A 17,672-nucleotide genomic window follows, 5' to 3' on the forward strand; every position below is an offset into this window, starting at 1 on the left:
AGGATAATATTAAAGATATTATCTCTCTATTAATATAATTAATATCAGTGCACTTCGTTAATATCATATCCTCCAAGTTATTAAAGTAAAAAATATTGTTATTAATGACTATTAGTTAAATTAACATATATATCTAACAAGTTCGCATATTAGTAATGATATATTTTGATCTTTATTTTTAATATACTACATTTTATGTAACTTTTATTAAAATTTTATTATAAATGAATGGTAGTGATTTAGTTATAGTTAATATTAAGTATTAGGTAAAATTAGATCCTATTATATATAGTTTTTATAAGTACTTATAAAATTTATCTTTATATATTTTTAACTGCTTAGTTTATTGTACGCTTCACTTCTATTATTTCTAATACTTCTATTATATCACTAGAGCGGACATCATTATATTTTTTTATACCTATACCACATTCCATACCTTTTGATGCTTCGTTAATATCTTCTTTAAAGCGGCGTAGAGATTCTAAATTACCTTCGTAAATAACGACATTATCGCGTAATACACGTATTGGATTATGACGTTTGACTATACCTTCAATCACGGTACAACCTGCTATTGCACCAAATTTAGGAGATTTGAATACGTTACGTACTTCTGCTAATCCAATAATTTCTTGACGATACTCAGGAGTTAACATTCCACTCATTGCTTTCTTGATTTCGTAAATTAAATCATAAATCACTGAATAGTATCTTAGGTCTAAGTTTTCAGTTTCAATAATACGTCGAGCAGATGCATCTGCTCGGACATTAAAACCGAGTATAATTGCATTAGATGCATTAGCTAAAGTAGCGTCAGTTTCAGTAATACTACCTACTCCAGAACCAATAATTTTTATTTTAACTTCATCAGTAGATAGATCTAATAATGCATGAGAAATAGCTTCACAAGAACCATTTACATCAGATTTAATAATTATATTTAATTCAGAAGAATTACCTTCTTTTATGTTAACAAATATATTTTCTAGATTAGATTTTTGCTGTTTGGCTATCTTCACTTCACGGAATTTACCTTGACGATATAAAGCAACTTCACGAGCCTTTTTCTCATCACGAACAACTATAGCTTGGTCACCAGCAGTTAGAACACTTGATAATCCTAAAATTTCTACAGGTATAGAAGGACCTACAGAAGTTATTTCATAACCTAGTTCATCACGCATAGCACGAACTCGCCCATATTCAAAACCACAGAGAACAATATCTCCTTTATTTAAGGTACCTTCTTGAACTAAAATAGTTGCAACTGGACCACGACCTTTATCTAGAAAAGATTCAATAACTACACCTCTGGCCATACCAATGTTAATAGCTTGCAATTCTAAAATTTCTGCCTGTAATAAAATTGCGTCCAATAGATCATTAATGCCTGTACCTATTTTAGCAGATACGGGAATAAATTGAGACTGGCCACCCCATTCTTCCGGCATAACACCATATTTAGATAGCTGAGTTTTAATACGTTCAATATTTGCTTCTGGTTTATCTATCTTATTTACAGCAACAACAATTGGCACTTTTGCTGCATTAGCATGTTGAATAGCTTCTATAGTCTGTGGCATAACTCCATCGTCAGCAGCAACCACTAGAATAACTATGTCAGTTGCCTGAGCACCACGAGCACGCATTGAGGTGAATGCGGAGTGTCCTGGAGTATCTAAGAATGTTATAAATCCATTATTAGTATGTACTTTATATGCACCTATATGCTGTGTAATACCACCTGATTCACCCAATGCCACCTTCGTAGACCGTATATAATCGAGAAGAGATGTTTTACCATGGTCAACGTGACCCATAATAGTAACAACTGGTGCACGGGGTGCTAAAATAATACCAGTATCTCTATCGCTCATTAGTGCTTCTTCCAGTTCGTTATCACGACGTAAGATAACTTTATGACCCATTTTTTCAGCAACTATTTTAGCCGTTTTCTGAGGTATAATCTGATTAATAGTAACCATAGTCCCCATATTTATCATTGCTTTAATAACCTGGGATCCTTTAATGGCCATTTTATTAGCTAGCTCTGCAATACTAATGGTTTCCCCAATAATTACATCGCGTGTGATAACTTGATCAGGTCTATTAAAACTTTGATGTAGAGCACTTAACTTACGTTTATTTTTATTACTACTACGAATCTGGGCCCTCTCTTCTTCACGATTTACTTTAGATTCAGATAGCTTATTAGCTTTCTTTTGTTTTAAAGTTTTAGTTGCAGTTCGTGATCTAGTGCGTCCAGATTCAACTTGACGGTCATTTTCATCCTCTGCTTCTCGAGCATGATAAGAGGTAGTTACATGGTAATCAGAATTATCTAATGTTATATCTGATTCAATAATTATACCTTCATTAGCTTCGGCCATCTTGCGGGCTTCTTCAGAAACACGCTTAGCATCTTCTTCTAATTTACGTAGAGCTTCTGCTTCAGATTTACGTTTTAATGCAGCAGATTCTGCTTCTCGGCGTGCTTTATCTATATAATTAGATTGAGTTTTTTTATTGATATTTTTATTAATTACTTTACTATTTTCTGCTATACTACTCTTAGTTTTATAGGTTACTTCAAATTTATTTTGTTTTTTTATATGACCTTTTTCTTGATTATATTTAAGTAGTTTATCTTTTTCTTGTTTTGTTTTTACTTTATTTAAAGTAACTATTTTATCTCCTTTTAAATAAGTACGTTTTTTTCTAACTTCAATTCGTACGGATTTGTTTTTTCCATCAGTACTAGGTATATTTAATATAGTACGTGTTTTACGCTGTAATGTAAGTTTACTTGATATATTTCCATGTTCACTATTTAAATAAATTAGTAGTGCCTCTTTTTCCTGTGGACTAACAAAGTCATTTTCAGACTTTTTAAACCCTGCATCACCTAATTGTTGTACTAAGCGATCAACAGAAGTTTGTATTTCTGCTGCCAGTAATTTTACGGTTACTTCTGTCATACTGTTTTCCTGCTACAGTTTATTATTCACTTGCTAAACCAGCAAATATTGCGCGCAGCCATAATAAATGCGCCAGCCTTCTTACTATTAAGACCATCAATATCCGCTAAATCATCTATCCCTTGCTCAGCTAAATCTTCTAGAGTACAAATTCCATTATTAGCCATTTTGATAGCTGTAACACGATCCATACCTACTAAAGTTAATAAATCCTCAGTTGGTTTATGATTACCTAAACTTTCCTCCTGAGCTAATGCTAGAGTAGTTAAAGCATTTTTTGCACGTTCGCGCAAAGACTCTACCGTATATTTATTTAAACCATTAATAGCTAAAAGTTCTTGTTCAGGAATGTATGCGAGCTCCTCTAGAGTGTATAACCCTTCTTCAATGAGAAGATTAGCTAAATTTTTATCAATATCTAGATATTTAGTAAATGTCTCTATAGCTGTATATGCCTCAGCTTGATGTTTAGCCTGAAGATCATCAACGGTCATAACGTTTAATTCCCATCCACTTAGTTGTGCTGCTAAACGAACATTTTGACCATTACGTCCAATTGCCTGAGCTAAGTTATTTGCTTCAACCGCAATATCCATTGTATGCTTATCTTCATCTACAATAATAGAAGCCACTTCAGCTGGTGCCATTGCATTAATTACAAACTGCGCTGGATTATCATCCCATAATACAATATCTATGCGTTCACCACCAAGTTCACTAGAAACAGCTTGAACACGAGCACCTCTCATACCAACACATGCTCCTATGGGATCTATTCGTTTATCTTTAGTTTTTACTGCAATTTTTGCGCGTGAACCAGGATCACGTGCTGCGTTTTTAATCTCTATAGCTTCTTCGCCAATTTCTGGAACTTCAATACGGAATAATTCTATTAGCATTTCTGGACGGGAACGGCTCACATATAATTGAGCACCGCGAGATTCTGGGCGTACGTCATACAATACACCCCTAATACGGTCACCAGGACGTAAATTTTCACGAGGTAGCATATCTTCACGTGTAATAACAGCTTCAGCATTATTTCCTAGGTCCAATAAGATATTATCTCTGTTAACTTTCTTGACAATACCCATTATTATTTCGCCTTGATATTTGCGAAATGCATCAATTACCATAGATCGTTCAGCTTCTCTTACTTTTTGTACTATAACCTGCTTTGCGGTTTGAGTGGTAATACGATCAAAGATCGCGGACTCAATCTGATCTTCAAAATATTCACCTAATTTTAAATTTGGATTTTCGAATTGAGCGGCTTCAATAGTTATTTCCCTGGTTGGTTGAGTGACTTCATAAACAATCATCCAGCGACGAAAAGTATCAAAATCACCAGTTTTGCGGTTAATACAAACACGAACATCTATTTCTTGTTCATATTTTTTCTTAGTTGCAGCTGCCAATGCAGTTTCAAGAGCTTCAAAAATTTTTTTGCGAGGAAGCGATTTTTCGTTAGAAACTGCTTCAACAACAGCTAGAATTTCTTTATTCATCCTAGTGGTCTCATTCAATCTTTAATAGTGAGGTACTAAATTCGCATTTTTAATATTATTTAATGCGAACACTTGGTCTTTTTCGTCTACAGTGATGGTAATCATCTCATATTTGACATCTTTTATAATACCTTGCCATCTATAATGTTTTTGCACAGCTATAAATAATAATATTACAACCTCTTCTCCCATAAAACGAATATAGTGTGCAGGAGTAAACATTGGACGATTAATACCAGGAGATGATATTTCTAGGTTATATTCAGCTCTAATTGGATCTTGAGCGTTAAGAATAGTACTTATTTTATGGCTAACATTAGCACAATCATTAACATTTATTCCTTTTTCATTATCTATGTAGATACGTAATATTAAATTACTACTACGAATAAATTGAATACCTATAAATTCAAAACCTAATGTTTGAATAGGAGTTGAAATAATTTCTGTTAATTTATTTTTTAATATAGACAATCATGCTCCTAAAATAATAAAAGGGCTAAATACACTAGTTATTATGTTGTTAGATAATAAAAAACCCCGAAAATCGGGGCTTTATTAAACTGTACCCTGTATACTCCAGAGAGAATTCAGTGCTGTTGATAACATCATTTAAAACTACACTTAAAAGTGTATATTAACTTATAAATGTATTTAAAAATTTGGTTGCGGGGGTCGGATTTGAACCGACGACCTTCGGGTTATGAGCCCGACGAGCTACCAAGCTGCTCCACCCCGCTGCATCATTGTAACATATAATACCCTCTCGAATAACATATTTAAAGAAAAGTTATGTGTCATCATTGGTACCGAGGACGGGACTCGAACCCGTACGCCCTACAGGGCACTACCACCTCAAAGTAGCGTGTCTACCAATTCCACTACCTCGGTAGTGCGAGAGTTACAACATATAGTAAATTTATAAAAAATATATACATTTAATTTTTATTACTTACTAATTTTAATTTAATAGAATGTATGTTGAGTATCTCTACCTTAAAATTATTATTTTTTAGATGTTACGGAATACTCGGTTTTTATTGGTGTATTTAATTTTTCCCATACACTACTATTTTTTCTCTGATGTCTACTTATATTATTTAAAAAAAGACTAAGTACAAAGAAAGTTAATGCTAAAATAGATATTGTTCTAGTAATAAAATTACTAGAACAGCTAGGGCTTAATAAATTAGTAGATGTTCCAGTGCCAAATGACATACCTATATCAGAACTTTTACTTTGCTGTAATATAATCATTACAACTAAAATTATAGAAATTAGTAAGAAAATTATTAATAAAACTTCATACATAATAGTATTTATCTTCCTTGTCCACTTTATATATTTTCTATATAAAAGAATATATAAAGTGGACATAATAAAAAATTTTATATAATATAACAAATATAATGTCTTTATGCAAGAATAATTTTTTATTTATATAATATAATTTTAAAAAGATAATAAGTTTATTCTTCTTTTAAACTTACATAACATCTTTAATACTATCAGCGATACGATGAGCCATTTCTGTAACCTTACTATTATCTTCCCCCTCAACCATGATACGAATAAGTGGCTCAGTACCAGATGTACGCAAAACTACACGCCCCCGGCCATTAAGTTGTTCTTCAACGGCTGCAGTGACATCTTGAACGCTTTTTGTTTTTAGTGGATTATGATTTCCACTAAAATTAATGTTAATTAAAACCTGTGGTAATAAATGCATATCACTGCATAAATCATGCAGGGGCATTTGATTACGTATCATTGCAGCTATTACTTGTAGCCCAGCTATAATGCTGTCACCAGTTGTTGTTTTGTCAAGAAGAATTATATGCCCTGAATTTTCAGCCCCTAAACGCCATCCTTTAGCTGTCATCATTTCTAATACATAACGATCCCCTACTTGTGCGCGAGCAAATGGAACCCCAATATGTTTAAGAGCCAATTCTAAGCCTGTATTACTCATGATTGTACCTACCGCACCTCCATATAAATTACCCTGACATAAATTTTCATTTACTATCAGATATAGAATCTGATCACCATTGAATTTATTACCTAAATGATCAACCATGATAACTCTATCACCGTCACCGTCAAAAGCTAAGCCTATATCTGCTTTTTCTGCTAATACTCTCTCTTGTAATTGGCGAATATCAGTAGAACCACATGCCTTGTTAATATTCATTCCATTTGGTTCACATCCTATCTTAATAACCGTTGCACCTAATTCAAATAGAACATTTGGTGCTATGTGATAGGTAGCTCCATTAGCACAGTCTACAACAATCTTTAAACCGTTCATACTAAGACTAGTAGGGAAAGTACTTTTACAGAATTCAATATAACGACTAGCAGCATCCATAATAAGGTTAGCTTTACCTAATTCAGCGGATGATACACAAGTAAGTGGTTTTTCCATTGCTGCTTCAATAGCTTCTTCAACTTTATCTGATAGTTTAGTGCCATAAATAGAAAAAAATTTAATACCATTATCATAATATGGATTATGTGAAGCAGAAATAACGATACCAGCTTCAGCACGTAAAGTACGGGTTAAATACGCAACTGCTGGAGTTGGTATGGTCCCAGTAAAAGAGGATGACAATCCAGCAGCAGATAAACCAGCTTCTAATGCATATTCAAGCATATAACCAGAAATACGTGTATCTTTACCAATGATAATTTTACGTGAATCATTTCTAGCTAAAACTTTACCAGCAGCCCAACCTAACTTTAACATAAAATCAGGATTTATTAGGTGGTCACCTACTTTACCGCGGATACCATCTGTACCGAAATATTTGCGTTCGCTCATCAATTTTATTCTTCTTTAACAAAGGTACAACTTCAATGATATATACTACTTTTACTATCTAGTTTTATTTAATAGATTAGAATAATCTAATCTCTTTTCTTATCTTGTATTTAAAAAATTATGCGCATAAGTTTATGAATAACTCAGTGTTATATGAAAATTTATTTAAGTAGCTAATTAACTATATAATTACATGCTCTGTATAATAGAAGTAAAGAGTGCTAAAATATTTTAAATATCTAGGATGAACCAGTTATTTATTAATCACTCTAATAAATACCTTAAGCAGTATTAGACCATTATAAATAGTAAAATACTATTGACGAGCGGTATAAAAAGAATATTATATATAATAACTTATTTTGCGAAGTAGTTAGCGCAATACAGATATCAAAATTATAGTAATATATTAGGTATCATATACAAGAACCTCTATACATTATAAGAATATCCTATTACATTTTTTCTACACTAATAGAGTTTTAAATTTTTTTAGTTGTATTTACCATCGCAATAAATAAGTATGGCATTGTATTGAGTAGTACAGTACTTTAATCAAACTCAATACAGATACTAAACTGAGCTTTGGATAAGCTTATAACTATCTATTATATATTATCATATCCTACTTACTTTTTACTGGGAGATGAGTAGTGGTTATATTTATATTATTTTAATATAGCACCGTAAATATTCTGTTTAATTTATTATACAATACTTCTAAATTGTTTCTAGTATAAATGTTATGATGTCTCTAGCTTAGTTTATTTCTCCGCATTGAAAATATTTCATATTAATATTACGAATTATAAATTTTATTTTATTATTATACCGTCTTACCTACAATACAATTTACAGTATAAAAATTATACTTTATACTGATAGAGTATTACGTAAATAATTTAATATTAAATTATATCTATTATCTTTAGATGATCACTATGAATAAGTGCAATCATAATTATTGCATATTTAATTATTTTTTTATAGTTAAATTGTTAATAGTTTTAATATTTTAGTAATTGCACTGAATGATTTATATTTTATAAATATACTTTTATTTTAAATGGTTTGTATATATTCTTCACTGTAATAGTAAAATGTAGCTCCTAAAGGCTATTTAATGAGACATTTAGTTAAGTTTATCAGAATAATAATTCTGCATGATGAATTAGAATTTACAATATGATTATTTTTTAGCTATTATTTTAAATTAAAAAAAAGAATAATATTCTAATAATTATTATTAATCTTAATATATACTAGCATGCACATAATGCTGTATCAAATTACTTTAATTAAGTATTTATGTATTCAAATTATATATATTTTATTAAAATTTAAGTAATTAAATAGATTATAGTATATTTACTAATTCAAACATACGGATAAGTTCGCTAATATTGAGATGAATCAACTCACTCCCATAATGAAAAATGTTCTTATATATGATTATTTTTCCTTATTACTTCTAGTAGAACTTATATCTTCAGAAGACGTATTCAAATTTTCTTTTGATTTACTTTCTGATGAATTATCAGAAGTCATTAATGTTTCTGTATTATTATTTTTTTCTTCTTCCCATCCATGAGGTGGACGAACTTTACGACGAGCCATTAAATCATCAACTTGTGGAGCATCAATAGTTTCATATTTCATTAATGCATCTTTCATTGCATGCATAATATCTATATTTTCTTCCAGTAAATTACGAGTACGTATATAATTTCGTTCAATTAAAGCTTTTACTTCCTGATCAATAATCCGTGCAGTTTCATTAGACATATGCTTAGATTTAGAAACAGTACGTCCCAAAAAAACCTCTCCTTCTTCCTCTGAATATAATAATGGTCCTAGTTTTTCTGAAAATCCCCATTGAGTGACCATATTACGAGCTATTGTTGTTGCTTGTTTAATATCTTGTGATGCGCCAGTAGAAACTTTTTTAATACCGTAAATAAGTTCTTCTGCCAAACGACCGCCGTAAGCGACAGAAATCATGCTTTCTAGTTTTTGTCTAGTATAACTAATAGCATCACCCTGTGGTAGAAAAAAAGTTACACCTAATGCACGACCTCGTGGAATTATAGTTATTTTATGTACTGGGTCATGCTCAGGAACGAGACGACCTATAATTGCATGTCCAGCTTCATGGTATGCAGTAGATTCTTTCTGTTCCTCCGTCATAACCATAGAACGGCGCTCTGCACCCATCATGATCTTATCTTTAGCTTTTTCAAACTCAACCATAGAGACAACTCTTTTATCATTACGCGCTGCAAATAGTGCTGCTTCATTAACTAAGTTAGCCAAATCAGCTCCAGAAAAACCTGGTGTACCACGCGCGATAACGGAAGCATCAAGATCAATCGCTAAAGGTACACGACGCATATGCACTTTTAAAATTTGTTCACGACCTCGTACATCTGGTAAACCCACAAAAACCTGACGATCGAAACGTCCTGGGCGTAGTAATGCAGGATCAAGTACATCAGGACGATTAGTTGCTGCGATAACTATAACACCTTCATTACCTTCAAAACCATCCATTTCAACCAGCATCTGGTTCAGAGTCTGTTCACGTTCATCGTGACCACCACCTAAACCAGCTCCACGTTGACGACCAACTGCATCAATTTCATCAATAAAAATAATACATGGCGCTGTTTTTTTAGCTTGTTCAAACATATCACGAACACGTGATGCTCCTACACCAACAAACATTTCAACAAAGTCAGAGCCTGAAATAGTAAAGAAGGGTACTTTAGCTTCACCAGCAATTGCTTTAGCTAATAAGGTTTTACCAGTACCTGGAGGACCAACCATTAATACACCTTTAGGTATTTTACCACCTAATTTCTGAAAACGGCCTGGATCTCGTAGATAATCAACTAATTCTGACACCTCTTCTTTTGCTTCATCACAACCAGCAACATCTGCAAATGTAGTTTTAATTTGATCCTCTACAAGCATACGAGCTTTGCTTTTACCAAACGACATAGCACCTTTGCCACCTCCTTGCATTTGACGCATAAAAAATATCCACACTCCAATTAATAAAAACATTGGAAACCAGGAAATAAAAATAGAAGTTAGCAAGCTTGGTTCTTCAGGTGGCTCACCAACTACTTTTACATTCTTTGTTAATAATGAATCCAACATTTTTGGATCATTTGTAGGAATATAAGTCGTATATTTACTACTATCTTTCTTTATAACGTTAATTTCACGCCCGCTTATACGGACTTCTCGTACTTTATCCTGATTAACTTCAGTGAGGAACGTAGAATAATCAATCCTACGGGTACTCGACTCGCTGGACCCAAAATTTTGGAATAAGGACATTAATACTACTGCAATGACCAACCAAATGATTAGGTTTTTCGCTATGTCACTCAAGGGATTAACCTCATATTACGACTGTTTTAACAAAAAGCATCAGGGGGATTATATTTTTCGCCCTGTCGCTACGATGTATACTTCCTTAGAACGCACGCGGGATGCATTAGGTTTACGAATTTTAACCTTCGTAAACAATAAGCGAATTTGTGTGAGGTATTCGTCAAATCCTTCTCCCTGAAATATTTTTACCAAAAAACTACCACCAGGTATTAATACTTTTTTAGCTATTCCAAGGGCTAACTCAACAAGATGCATTGAATGCATAATATCTACTAATAGAGTACCACTGATATTAGGTGCCATATCTGACATTACAACATGTACTCTGTCTTTACCTAAGTAATCAATTAACGTTTGAAAAACTAATTCATCACGAAAATCACCCTGTAAAAAATCTACACCTATAATAGGATTCATAGGAAGAATATCGCTGGCGATTACTCGCCCTCTACTACCTATTTGTGTAGATATATACTGTGACCACCCACCAGGCGCAGCACCTAAGTCAATAACAGTCATACCAGTTTGTAATAATTTATCAGTTTTTTGTATTTCACAAAGTTTAAACCAAGCACGAGAACGAAGTTTTTGTTTTTGTGCTTGCATTACATATTTATCGCTAAAGTGTTCATGCATCCAACGCTTAGAACTAGCAGAATATTTTTTACCCATTATTATGTATTCTCATAAACTACAATTTTATCTACTAAGTAATTTTGAATAACATAGAAAATAAAAACTGATTATAAATATTAAAAGTGGCGGCATAATCTGCTTTTTCAATCTCACATTAATTAAATACACAGTAATTATACAATAACATAACATTTTAAATATCAGTCATATAATATATATGTGCTATATAAAATAGAAGTATTTTCAAGTTACAATAAAATAAGTTGTTGTACTTTGTAGTATTATAAAGTAAAAACTACCTTTAAAAAATAATAATATTAATAATCTTATTCCTTATTCAAAAAGTAGGGTAAAGTATACTAGAATATAGTGTATATATTTTACTGTCTAAGCTAATATGCAAGTTTAATTTATTGTTATATTTAACTCTTTGTTATCAAAAATACATTATATACACGGATATTTTAATCTTTAAAATCATAATGAGTTTTAATATATTTTATTATAATATTGAAAATATTAAATATACTCAACCTTCAGTATTTCAAATGCAACTTTACCCCCTGGGGTTTGAATGGTTACTATATCACCTCTTTCTTTATCGATTAAACCACGAGCAATGGGGGAATGTATAGAAATGCGATTTTCTTTACAATTAGCCTCATCATCTCCTACAATAGAATAGGTTTGTTTATCTAAAGTATCAAAATTTTTAACACTGACAGTACAACCAAAAATAACGCGACCTGTATATGGAATCTTGGTAATATCAATTATATTTGCGTTAGATAGCTGATCTTCGATTTTCTGAATTCTACCTTCACAGAATCCTTGCTGTTCACGAGCAGCAAGATATTCAGCATTTTCTTTGAGATCACCGTGTTCTCGTGCATTTGAGATATCAGAAATAATTTTTGGACGACGAGTGCTTTTTAAGTATTTTAATTCTTCACGTAGTTTTTTTGCACCACGTAACGTCATAGGAATTTTATTCATAAATAATTAGTTACCTTTATCTATATTTTACTCAGTTACCTCATGTTCTTGTGCATGTAATATTGGTCCGAAACAATCGGAATACAAGTACGTAAAATATGTCTTTAACTTGAGTCTTACTAAGTAGATAGCAATAAATTAGATGGATATTGTATAGTAATATGTAATTTTATTGATAGATAGATAGTTAGTTATAGATTAACACTGTTACATTAATAGGTATACTAGCAAATTATTGTTCTTTATATCGCAAGACTTAACTATCGGTATATAATAAGATTATAATCTTTTTCTCTATATTATACCTCTAAAAAATTCGTTATAACTATATATAACCAATATTACTTAAATTATTATAATTAAATTATTTATCATTCAATCAAATATTTTTTACCTATATAAAATAGAATGGTTATATTTTATTTTTCATATCTTCAATAATGTTTATGAAAATTTTAATAAACTTAATATATATAATTACAATATTATTAGAATGAGATCTATAATAGAGATATTCTACTTTAATATTTAATAGATATAAATTTCTAAATAAGAAATTTAGGATTTGCTACTATTTTTAAAATAAGTATCTTTTATATTTTATGAGGTTTTTAAAAATCAATATAACATTAGTAAATATTTTCAATCATACTTTGAAGGTGTTTTTTAATTAAAACTATTTTACTTATTATGTAATTTTTCTGTATTCTATTATTATAAGTAATCGGTGATTTAGTATGTTAATTTGCTTGGAATTACTAAGGATATATCATTTACTATATCACTTAAAACTCTATTGAATACTATTAAGTATAATTCATTATATAAAAATATTTCTGCTAGATCTTTATTTTTTAATATATTTTAAGAGATAATAACTTTATATTTTTCTAGTAAAAATAATATTATAATTTTAGGTATATTATATATTCATAATAATTATTATATAATTTAAAATTAAATATCTTTTTATGTAGTTAAGAGTATAAAGTATAATAAATTTAGCAAATATAGTAGAGATAGTATATATTTCAAATATATTTTACTAAATAGTATTTAACTACTATAAAAAAATAGATAAAGAAGACTTTACAATATATCTGTATCATTACTAATAGTATTTTTCAAGAAAAACTTGATTAATCTTTTATAGGGTAATCAAAATAATATATTTACCCTAAATATAGAAAATAGTACTGCTTCAGTTATCTTTTATATAAATATTATATTGATTTTGTGTTAATAATTTATCACTCTATATTTAGAAGAGAATAATGCTATTTTACTGCTATTTTTAAATTAGTTGATTTATGGTTAAGAAAAGAATTAATTTAATTTATATATTTTATCTATAAATTAGAATTGCACTAGTAATAGTTTTATGATAACTTTAATACTTTAATACTTTAATACTTTAATACTTTAATACTTTAATACTTTAATACTTTAATACTTTAATACTATATATTAATATACACACTTTTTATCCATTACTTATAAATAAGTTAATATCTTAACGATCATCAAATACTCTATACTCAAAATCATGTGTAAATTCATTAAATATTTTACTATTGCTAGTTTTATTATTTAAAATAATTACAAGTTTTTTGTTGGGATATTATATGTATAATTTTTTTATTATTTCATTATAAATACTAAAGAAATTATGTGTTATATAAATTATAAATTGATGGGAGTAGTAATAAGTATACAGTACTTATATGTAAGGATTAATATTTTGGAGAACAATTAAAAATTGCAGTAAAAATATTTATAAATATATATTATACAATATATCTTATGGATATTGGATGCATAGTAAGGAAATATACATGCCTGTTATTACTCTACCTAACGGTAGTAAGCGTAAATTTTACGAATCTATATCAGTAATAGACTTAGCTATAAATATCTCACCTAACTTGGGGAAATATTGTATTGCAGGTCGTGTAAACGGTGAGTTAATAGATGCTTGTGATGTTATTACCGCCGATGCTATCGTATACATTATTACTGCAAAAGATCAAGAAGGTCTAGACATTATTCGTCATTCCTGCGCACACCTCTTAGGTCATGCAATCAAACAATTATGGCCAGACACTAAAATGGCTATTGGTCCAGTGATAGATAAGGGTTTTTATTATGATGTCGATCTTAATTACACCCTCACTCTGGAAGATATTAAGTTACTTAACAAACGTATGCATGAATTAGCAGATAAAAATTATAATATTTTAAAAAAGAGAGTAAGATGGCAAGAAGCCTGCAAGATCTTTGAAACACGTCAAGAGCCATATAAAATAGCTATTTTAAAAGAGAATATAGATCATAATAAAGATCTAAACTTATACCATCATGAAGAATATATTGATATGTGTCGTGGGCCGCATGTACCTCATACGGGTTTTTGTCATCACTTTAAATTACATAAATTATCTGGCACTTATTGGCGTGGAAATAATAAGAATAATTTTTTACAGCGTATATATGGTACTGCCTGGGCAGATAATAAGCAGTTAAATACTTACCTAAAGAGTCTTGAAGAAGCTAAAAAACGTGATCACCGCAAAATTGGTATACAGTTAGACTTATATCATATGCAAGAGACATGTCCTGGAATGGTTTTCTGGCATAATGATGGATTGACAATATTTAATGAACTAGAAAAATTTATGCGTGTTAAGCTAAAAGAATATCATTATCAAGAAGTAAAAAGTCCATTCATGATGAACAATGTATTATGGGAGCACACTGGACACTGGGAGCATTATAGACATGCAATGTTCATCACTTCTACAGAAAACCATGAATATTGCATTAAACCTATGAATTGTCCTGGACATGTTCTTATTTTTAATAAAGGTATAAAGTCTTATCGTGATTTACCAGTACGTATTAGTGAGTTTGGTATCTGCCATCGTAATGAACCATCGGGTGCTTTACATGGACTGATGCGTTTATGTAGCTTTACTCAAGATGATGCACATATTTTTTGTACTGAAAAGCAAATACCTGATGAAGTTAATGGCTGTATTAAGATGCTTTATGAAATATATAGTATCTTTGGTTTTAAAAAGATATTAGTCAAGTTATCTACTCGTCCCCAAAAACGTATAGGAAGCAATGAAGTATGGGATCGTGCAGAAGAATCTTTAACTCAGGCTCTGCAAGCAAATAGTATTCAGTTTGAATACCAAATTGGTGAAGGAGCTTTTTATGGCCCTAAAATTGAGTTTACATTACATGATTGTTTGGATCGTGCATGGCAATGTGGTACTGTACAGCTAGATTTTTCTTTACCTGGTCGTTTAAACGCATCTTATATAGATGAAAAAAATAAACGCTTAGTACCAGTAATGATTCACCGCGCGATTCTTGGCTCAATGGAACGTTTTATAGGTATATTGACTGAAGAATATAATGGTTACTATCCTACTTGGTTAGCACCGGTACAGGTACAAGTAATAAATATTACTGATACACAAGCTGATTATGCTCATAAATTAACTAAAAAGCTACAAGATTCTGGTATTCGTGCTAAATCAGACCTAAGAAATGAGAAAATAGGTTTTAAAATTCGTGAGCATACATTACGTCGAATCCCTTATATATTTATTTGTGGAGATAAAGAAGTAAAATCTTATAAAGTGGCTGTTCGTACACGTCGTAATAAAGATTTAGGAAATATGGATATTAATGAAGTTATTAAAAGGCTGCAAGAAGAGATTTGTAGCCGTAGTCTTCACCAAATAGAGGAATCAAGTTATTAAAGGCGGAAAAAGAGTTCAACCAGTACGTTCTAATCGTATCAACCGAGAAATTCGTGTCCCAGAAGTTCGTTTAGCAGGTATTAATGGCGAGCAGATAGGTATTGTTAGTCTTAATGAAGCTTTAACAAAAGCTGAGATATTGGGAGTTGATTTAGTAGAAATTAGTCCCAATGCCGAACCACCAGTTTGTCGAATAATGGATTACGGAAAATTCCTCTATGAAAAGAGCAAAGCAATTAAAGAACAGAAGAAAAAACAAAAAATTATTCAAATTAAAGAGATTAAATTTAGACCTAGAACTGATGATAGCGACTACCAGGTAAAACTTCGTAGTTTAATTCGCTTTCTTAAAAATGGAGATAAAGTTAAAATAACCCTTCGTTTTCGTGGACGTGAAATTGTTCACCAACAGATTGGTATAGAAGTATTACATCGCGTCAAACAAGATCTTAGTGAACTGACAGTAGTTGAATCTTTCCCTTCAAAGATTGAAGGTCGTCAAATGATTATGATACTCTCGCCTAAAAAGAAATAATAAATTTATTTGATCAATTCAAATACTATCAGCTAAATGATTTATAGCTATGTAGCGAATGTAAAATTAATCACCAATGTATATAATTAACCAATGCGGAGTGGAAATCGAAATGCTAAAGATGAAAACTGTGCGTGGAGCAGCTAAAAGATTTAAGAAAACTGCCAGTGGTGGTTTTAAGTATAAACATGCAAACTTGCGTCATATTTTAACTAAAAAATCCACTAAACGTAAACGTAACTTACGACCAAAAGGACAAATATCCAAAGGGGATATAGGCTTAGTTGTAGCGTGTTTGCCACATGCATAAGTGTTAACCGTATTTAAATCAAGATTAAGGATTAAGGAAAGTATATATGGCTCGCGTAAAACGTGGTGTAATTGCACTAACACGCCACAAAAAAGTTATAAAGCAAGCAAAAGGCTACTATGGTGCTCGTTCACGTGTATATCGCGTTGCTTTACAGGCAGTAATTAAAGCGGGTCAGTATGCTTATCGTGATCGTCGTCAACGTAAACGTCAATTCCGTAGGTTGTGGATTTCACGGATTAATGCAGCTGCACGTCAAAATGGTATATCGTATAGTTATTTTATTAATGGTCTTAAAAAGGCTTCTATTGAAATAGATCGTAAAATATTATCTGACGTCGCTGTATTAGATACAGAAACTTTTTCTACTCTTGTAGAAAAAGCAAAACTTGCGTTAGTGTGATTTACCAAGATAAGAGAAAGATTCTATACTTTCTCTTATCTAAATTTTATATTATTTAGTTATAAACTAGATAATATAAAAACATAAAACTTTTAAATAAAATATATAAATTAGCATTGCCTAAATTATTTTAATATAATTATTAACATTACTTATAAAGTTATGATAATTAATAAGTATTAATATTACTTTATTACAAATATCTGTATTTTATATACATATAACATAATATTAATAAATATAGATAAATCTTTATATATTTCTCTTAGAAACCTAATTACAATAATTAGGTATCATTAAAATT

At 30.7% G+C, this 17,672-nt stretch carries 12 protein-coding genes and 2 tRNA genes; 4 read left to right on the forward strand and 10 right to left on the reverse strand.

Annotated features, from left to right (window positions below; all coding sequences use genetic code 11):
- Positions 1–338: 338 nt before the first annotated feature.
- The 10 genes from infB to greA form a co-directional block, all read right to left on the reverse strand.
- Positions 339–2,981: a translation initiation factor IF-2 gene (gene infB / locus K0T98_RS01750; protein ID WP_225639165.1), complete on the reverse strand. Its 2,643-nt coding sequence runs from the start codon at positions 2,979–2,981 to the stop codon at positions 339–341.
- A 26-nt stretch (positions 2,982–3,007) separates the two neighbouring features.
- Complete coding sequence (gene nusA / locus K0T98_RS01755) at positions 3,008–4,489, reverse strand: transcription termination factor NusA (RefSeq protein WP_225639166.1); 1,482 nt, start codon at positions 4,487–4,489, stop codon at positions 3,008–3,010.
- 21 nt (positions 4,490–4,510) lie between these two features.
- On the reverse strand, positions 4,511–4,963 hold the full coding sequence (gene rimP / locus K0T98_RS01760; RefSeq protein ID WP_225639167.1) for a ribosome maturation factor RimP: 453 nt from the start codon (positions 4,961–4,963) through the stop codon (positions 4,511–4,513).
- Between the two features lie 189 nt (positions 4,964–5,152).
- A tRNA-Met gene (locus K0T98_RS01765) sits at positions 5,153–5,229 on the reverse strand.
- Positions 5,230–5,293: 64 nt separating this feature from the next.
- Positions 5,294–5,380: transfer RNA gene (locus K0T98_RS01770), tRNA-Leu, on the reverse strand.
- A 114-nt stretch (positions 5,381–5,494) separates the two neighbouring features.
- Complete coding sequence (gene secG / locus K0T98_RS01775) at positions 5,495–5,800, reverse strand: preprotein translocase subunit SecG (RefSeq protein WP_225639168.1); 306 nt, start codon at positions 5,798–5,800, stop codon at positions 5,495–5,497.
- A 175-nt stretch (positions 5,801–5,975) separates the two neighbouring features.
- Positions 5,976–7,313 carry a phosphoglucosamine mutase gene (gene glmM / locus K0T98_RS01780; protein ID WP_225639169.1) on the reverse strand — a complete coding sequence of 446 codons (1,338 nt, stop codon included), beginning with the start codon at positions 7,311–7,313 and terminating at the stop codon, positions 5,976–5,978.
- A 1,452-nt stretch (positions 7,314–8,765) separates the two neighbouring features.
- Positions 8,766–10,712: an ATP-dependent zinc metalloprotease FtsH gene (gene ftsH / locus K0T98_RS01785; protein WP_225639170.1), complete on the reverse strand. Its 1,947-nt coding sequence runs from the start codon at positions 10,710–10,712 to the stop codon at positions 8,766–8,768.
- 48 nt (positions 10,713–10,760) lie between these two features.
- A complete protein-coding gene (gene rlmE, locus K0T98_RS01790) occupies positions 10,761–11,390 on the reverse strand; it encodes a 23S rRNA (uridine(2552)-2'-O)-methyltransferase RlmE (protein ID WP_225639667.1) in 630 nt (209 codons plus the stop codon).
- Positions 11,391–11,870: 480 nt separating this feature from the next.
- The gene (gene greA / locus K0T98_RS01795) at positions 11,871–12,347 is read right to left on the reverse strand and encodes a transcription elongation factor GreA (protein ID WP_225639171.1); all 477 of its coding nucleotides are present in this window, start codon (positions 12,345–12,347) and stop codon (positions 11,871–11,873) included.
- A 1,835-nt stretch (positions 12,348–14,182) separates the two neighbouring features.
- Between greA and thrS the strand changes: the two genes are divergently transcribed.
- The 4 genes from thrS (at position 14,183) to rplT (ending at position 17,368) form a co-directional block, all read left to right on the forward strand.
- Positions 14,183–16,120 (forward strand): threonine--tRNA ligase, encoded by a 1,938-nt coding sequence (gene thrS / locus K0T98_RS01800; protein WP_225639172.1) that lies wholly within the window; start codon positions 14,183–14,185, stop codon positions 16,118–16,120.
- Positions 16,116–16,655, forward strand: a complete 540-nt coding sequence (gene infC / locus K0T98_RS01805) for a translation initiation factor IF-3 (protein ID WP_225639668.1) — start codon at positions 16,116–16,118, stop codon at positions 16,653–16,655. The genes thrS and infC overlap by 5 nt, the downstream gene beginning before the upstream one ends.
- A 112-nt stretch (positions 16,656–16,767) precedes the next feature.
- Positions 16,768–16,965 (forward strand): 50S ribosomal protein L35, encoded by a 198-nt coding sequence (gene rpmI, locus K0T98_RS01810; protein WP_225639173.1) that lies wholly within the window; start codon positions 16,768–16,770, stop codon positions 16,963–16,965.
- Between the two features lie 46 nt (positions 16,966–17,011).
- Entirely contained in the window at positions 17,012–17,368 is a 357-nt protein-coding gene (gene rplT, locus K0T98_RS01815) for a 50S ribosomal protein L20 (RefSeq protein ID WP_225639174.1), read from the forward strand.
- The last annotated feature ends 304 nt before the right edge of the window (positions 17,369–17,672 follow it).

Source organism: Candidatus Profftia sp. (ex Adelges kitamiensis) (genome assembly GCF_020342455.1).
Lineage (GTDB): Bacteria > Pseudomonadota > Gammaproteobacteria > Enterobacterales > Enterobacteriaceae > Profftia.

Excerpts from the sequence above, each read along its gene's own strand:
- rplT (WP_225639174.1), top strand. The coding sequence starts at position 17,012 with ATGGCTCGCGTAAAACGTGGTGTAATTGCACTAACACGCCACAAAAAA.
- rpmI (WP_225639173.1), top strand. The coding sequence starts at position 16,768 with ATGCTAAAGATGAAAACTGTGCGTGGAGCAGCTAAAAGATTTAAGAAA.
- thrS (WP_225639172.1), top strand. The coding sequence starts at position 14,183 with ATGCCTGTTATTACTCTACCTAACGGTAGTAAGCGTAAATTTTACGAA.
- glmM (WP_225639169.1), bottom strand. The coding sequence starts at position 7,313 with ATGAGCGAACGCAAATATTTCGGTACAGATGGTATCCGCGGTAAAGTA.
- infB (WP_225639165.1), bottom strand. The coding sequence starts at position 2,981 with ATGACAGAAGTAACCGTAAAATTACTGGCAGCAGAAATACAAACTTCT.
- greA (WP_225639171.1), bottom strand. The coding sequence starts at position 12,347 with ATGAATAAAATTCCTATGACGTTACGTGGTGCAAAAAAACTACGTGAA.
- nusA (WP_225639166.1), bottom strand. The coding sequence starts at position 4,489 with ATGAATAAAGAAATTCTAGCTGTTGTTGAAGCAGTTTCTAACGAAAAA.
- secG (WP_225639168.1), bottom strand. The coding sequence starts at position 5,800 with ATGTATGAAGTTTTATTAATAATTTTCTTACTAATTTCTATAATTTTA.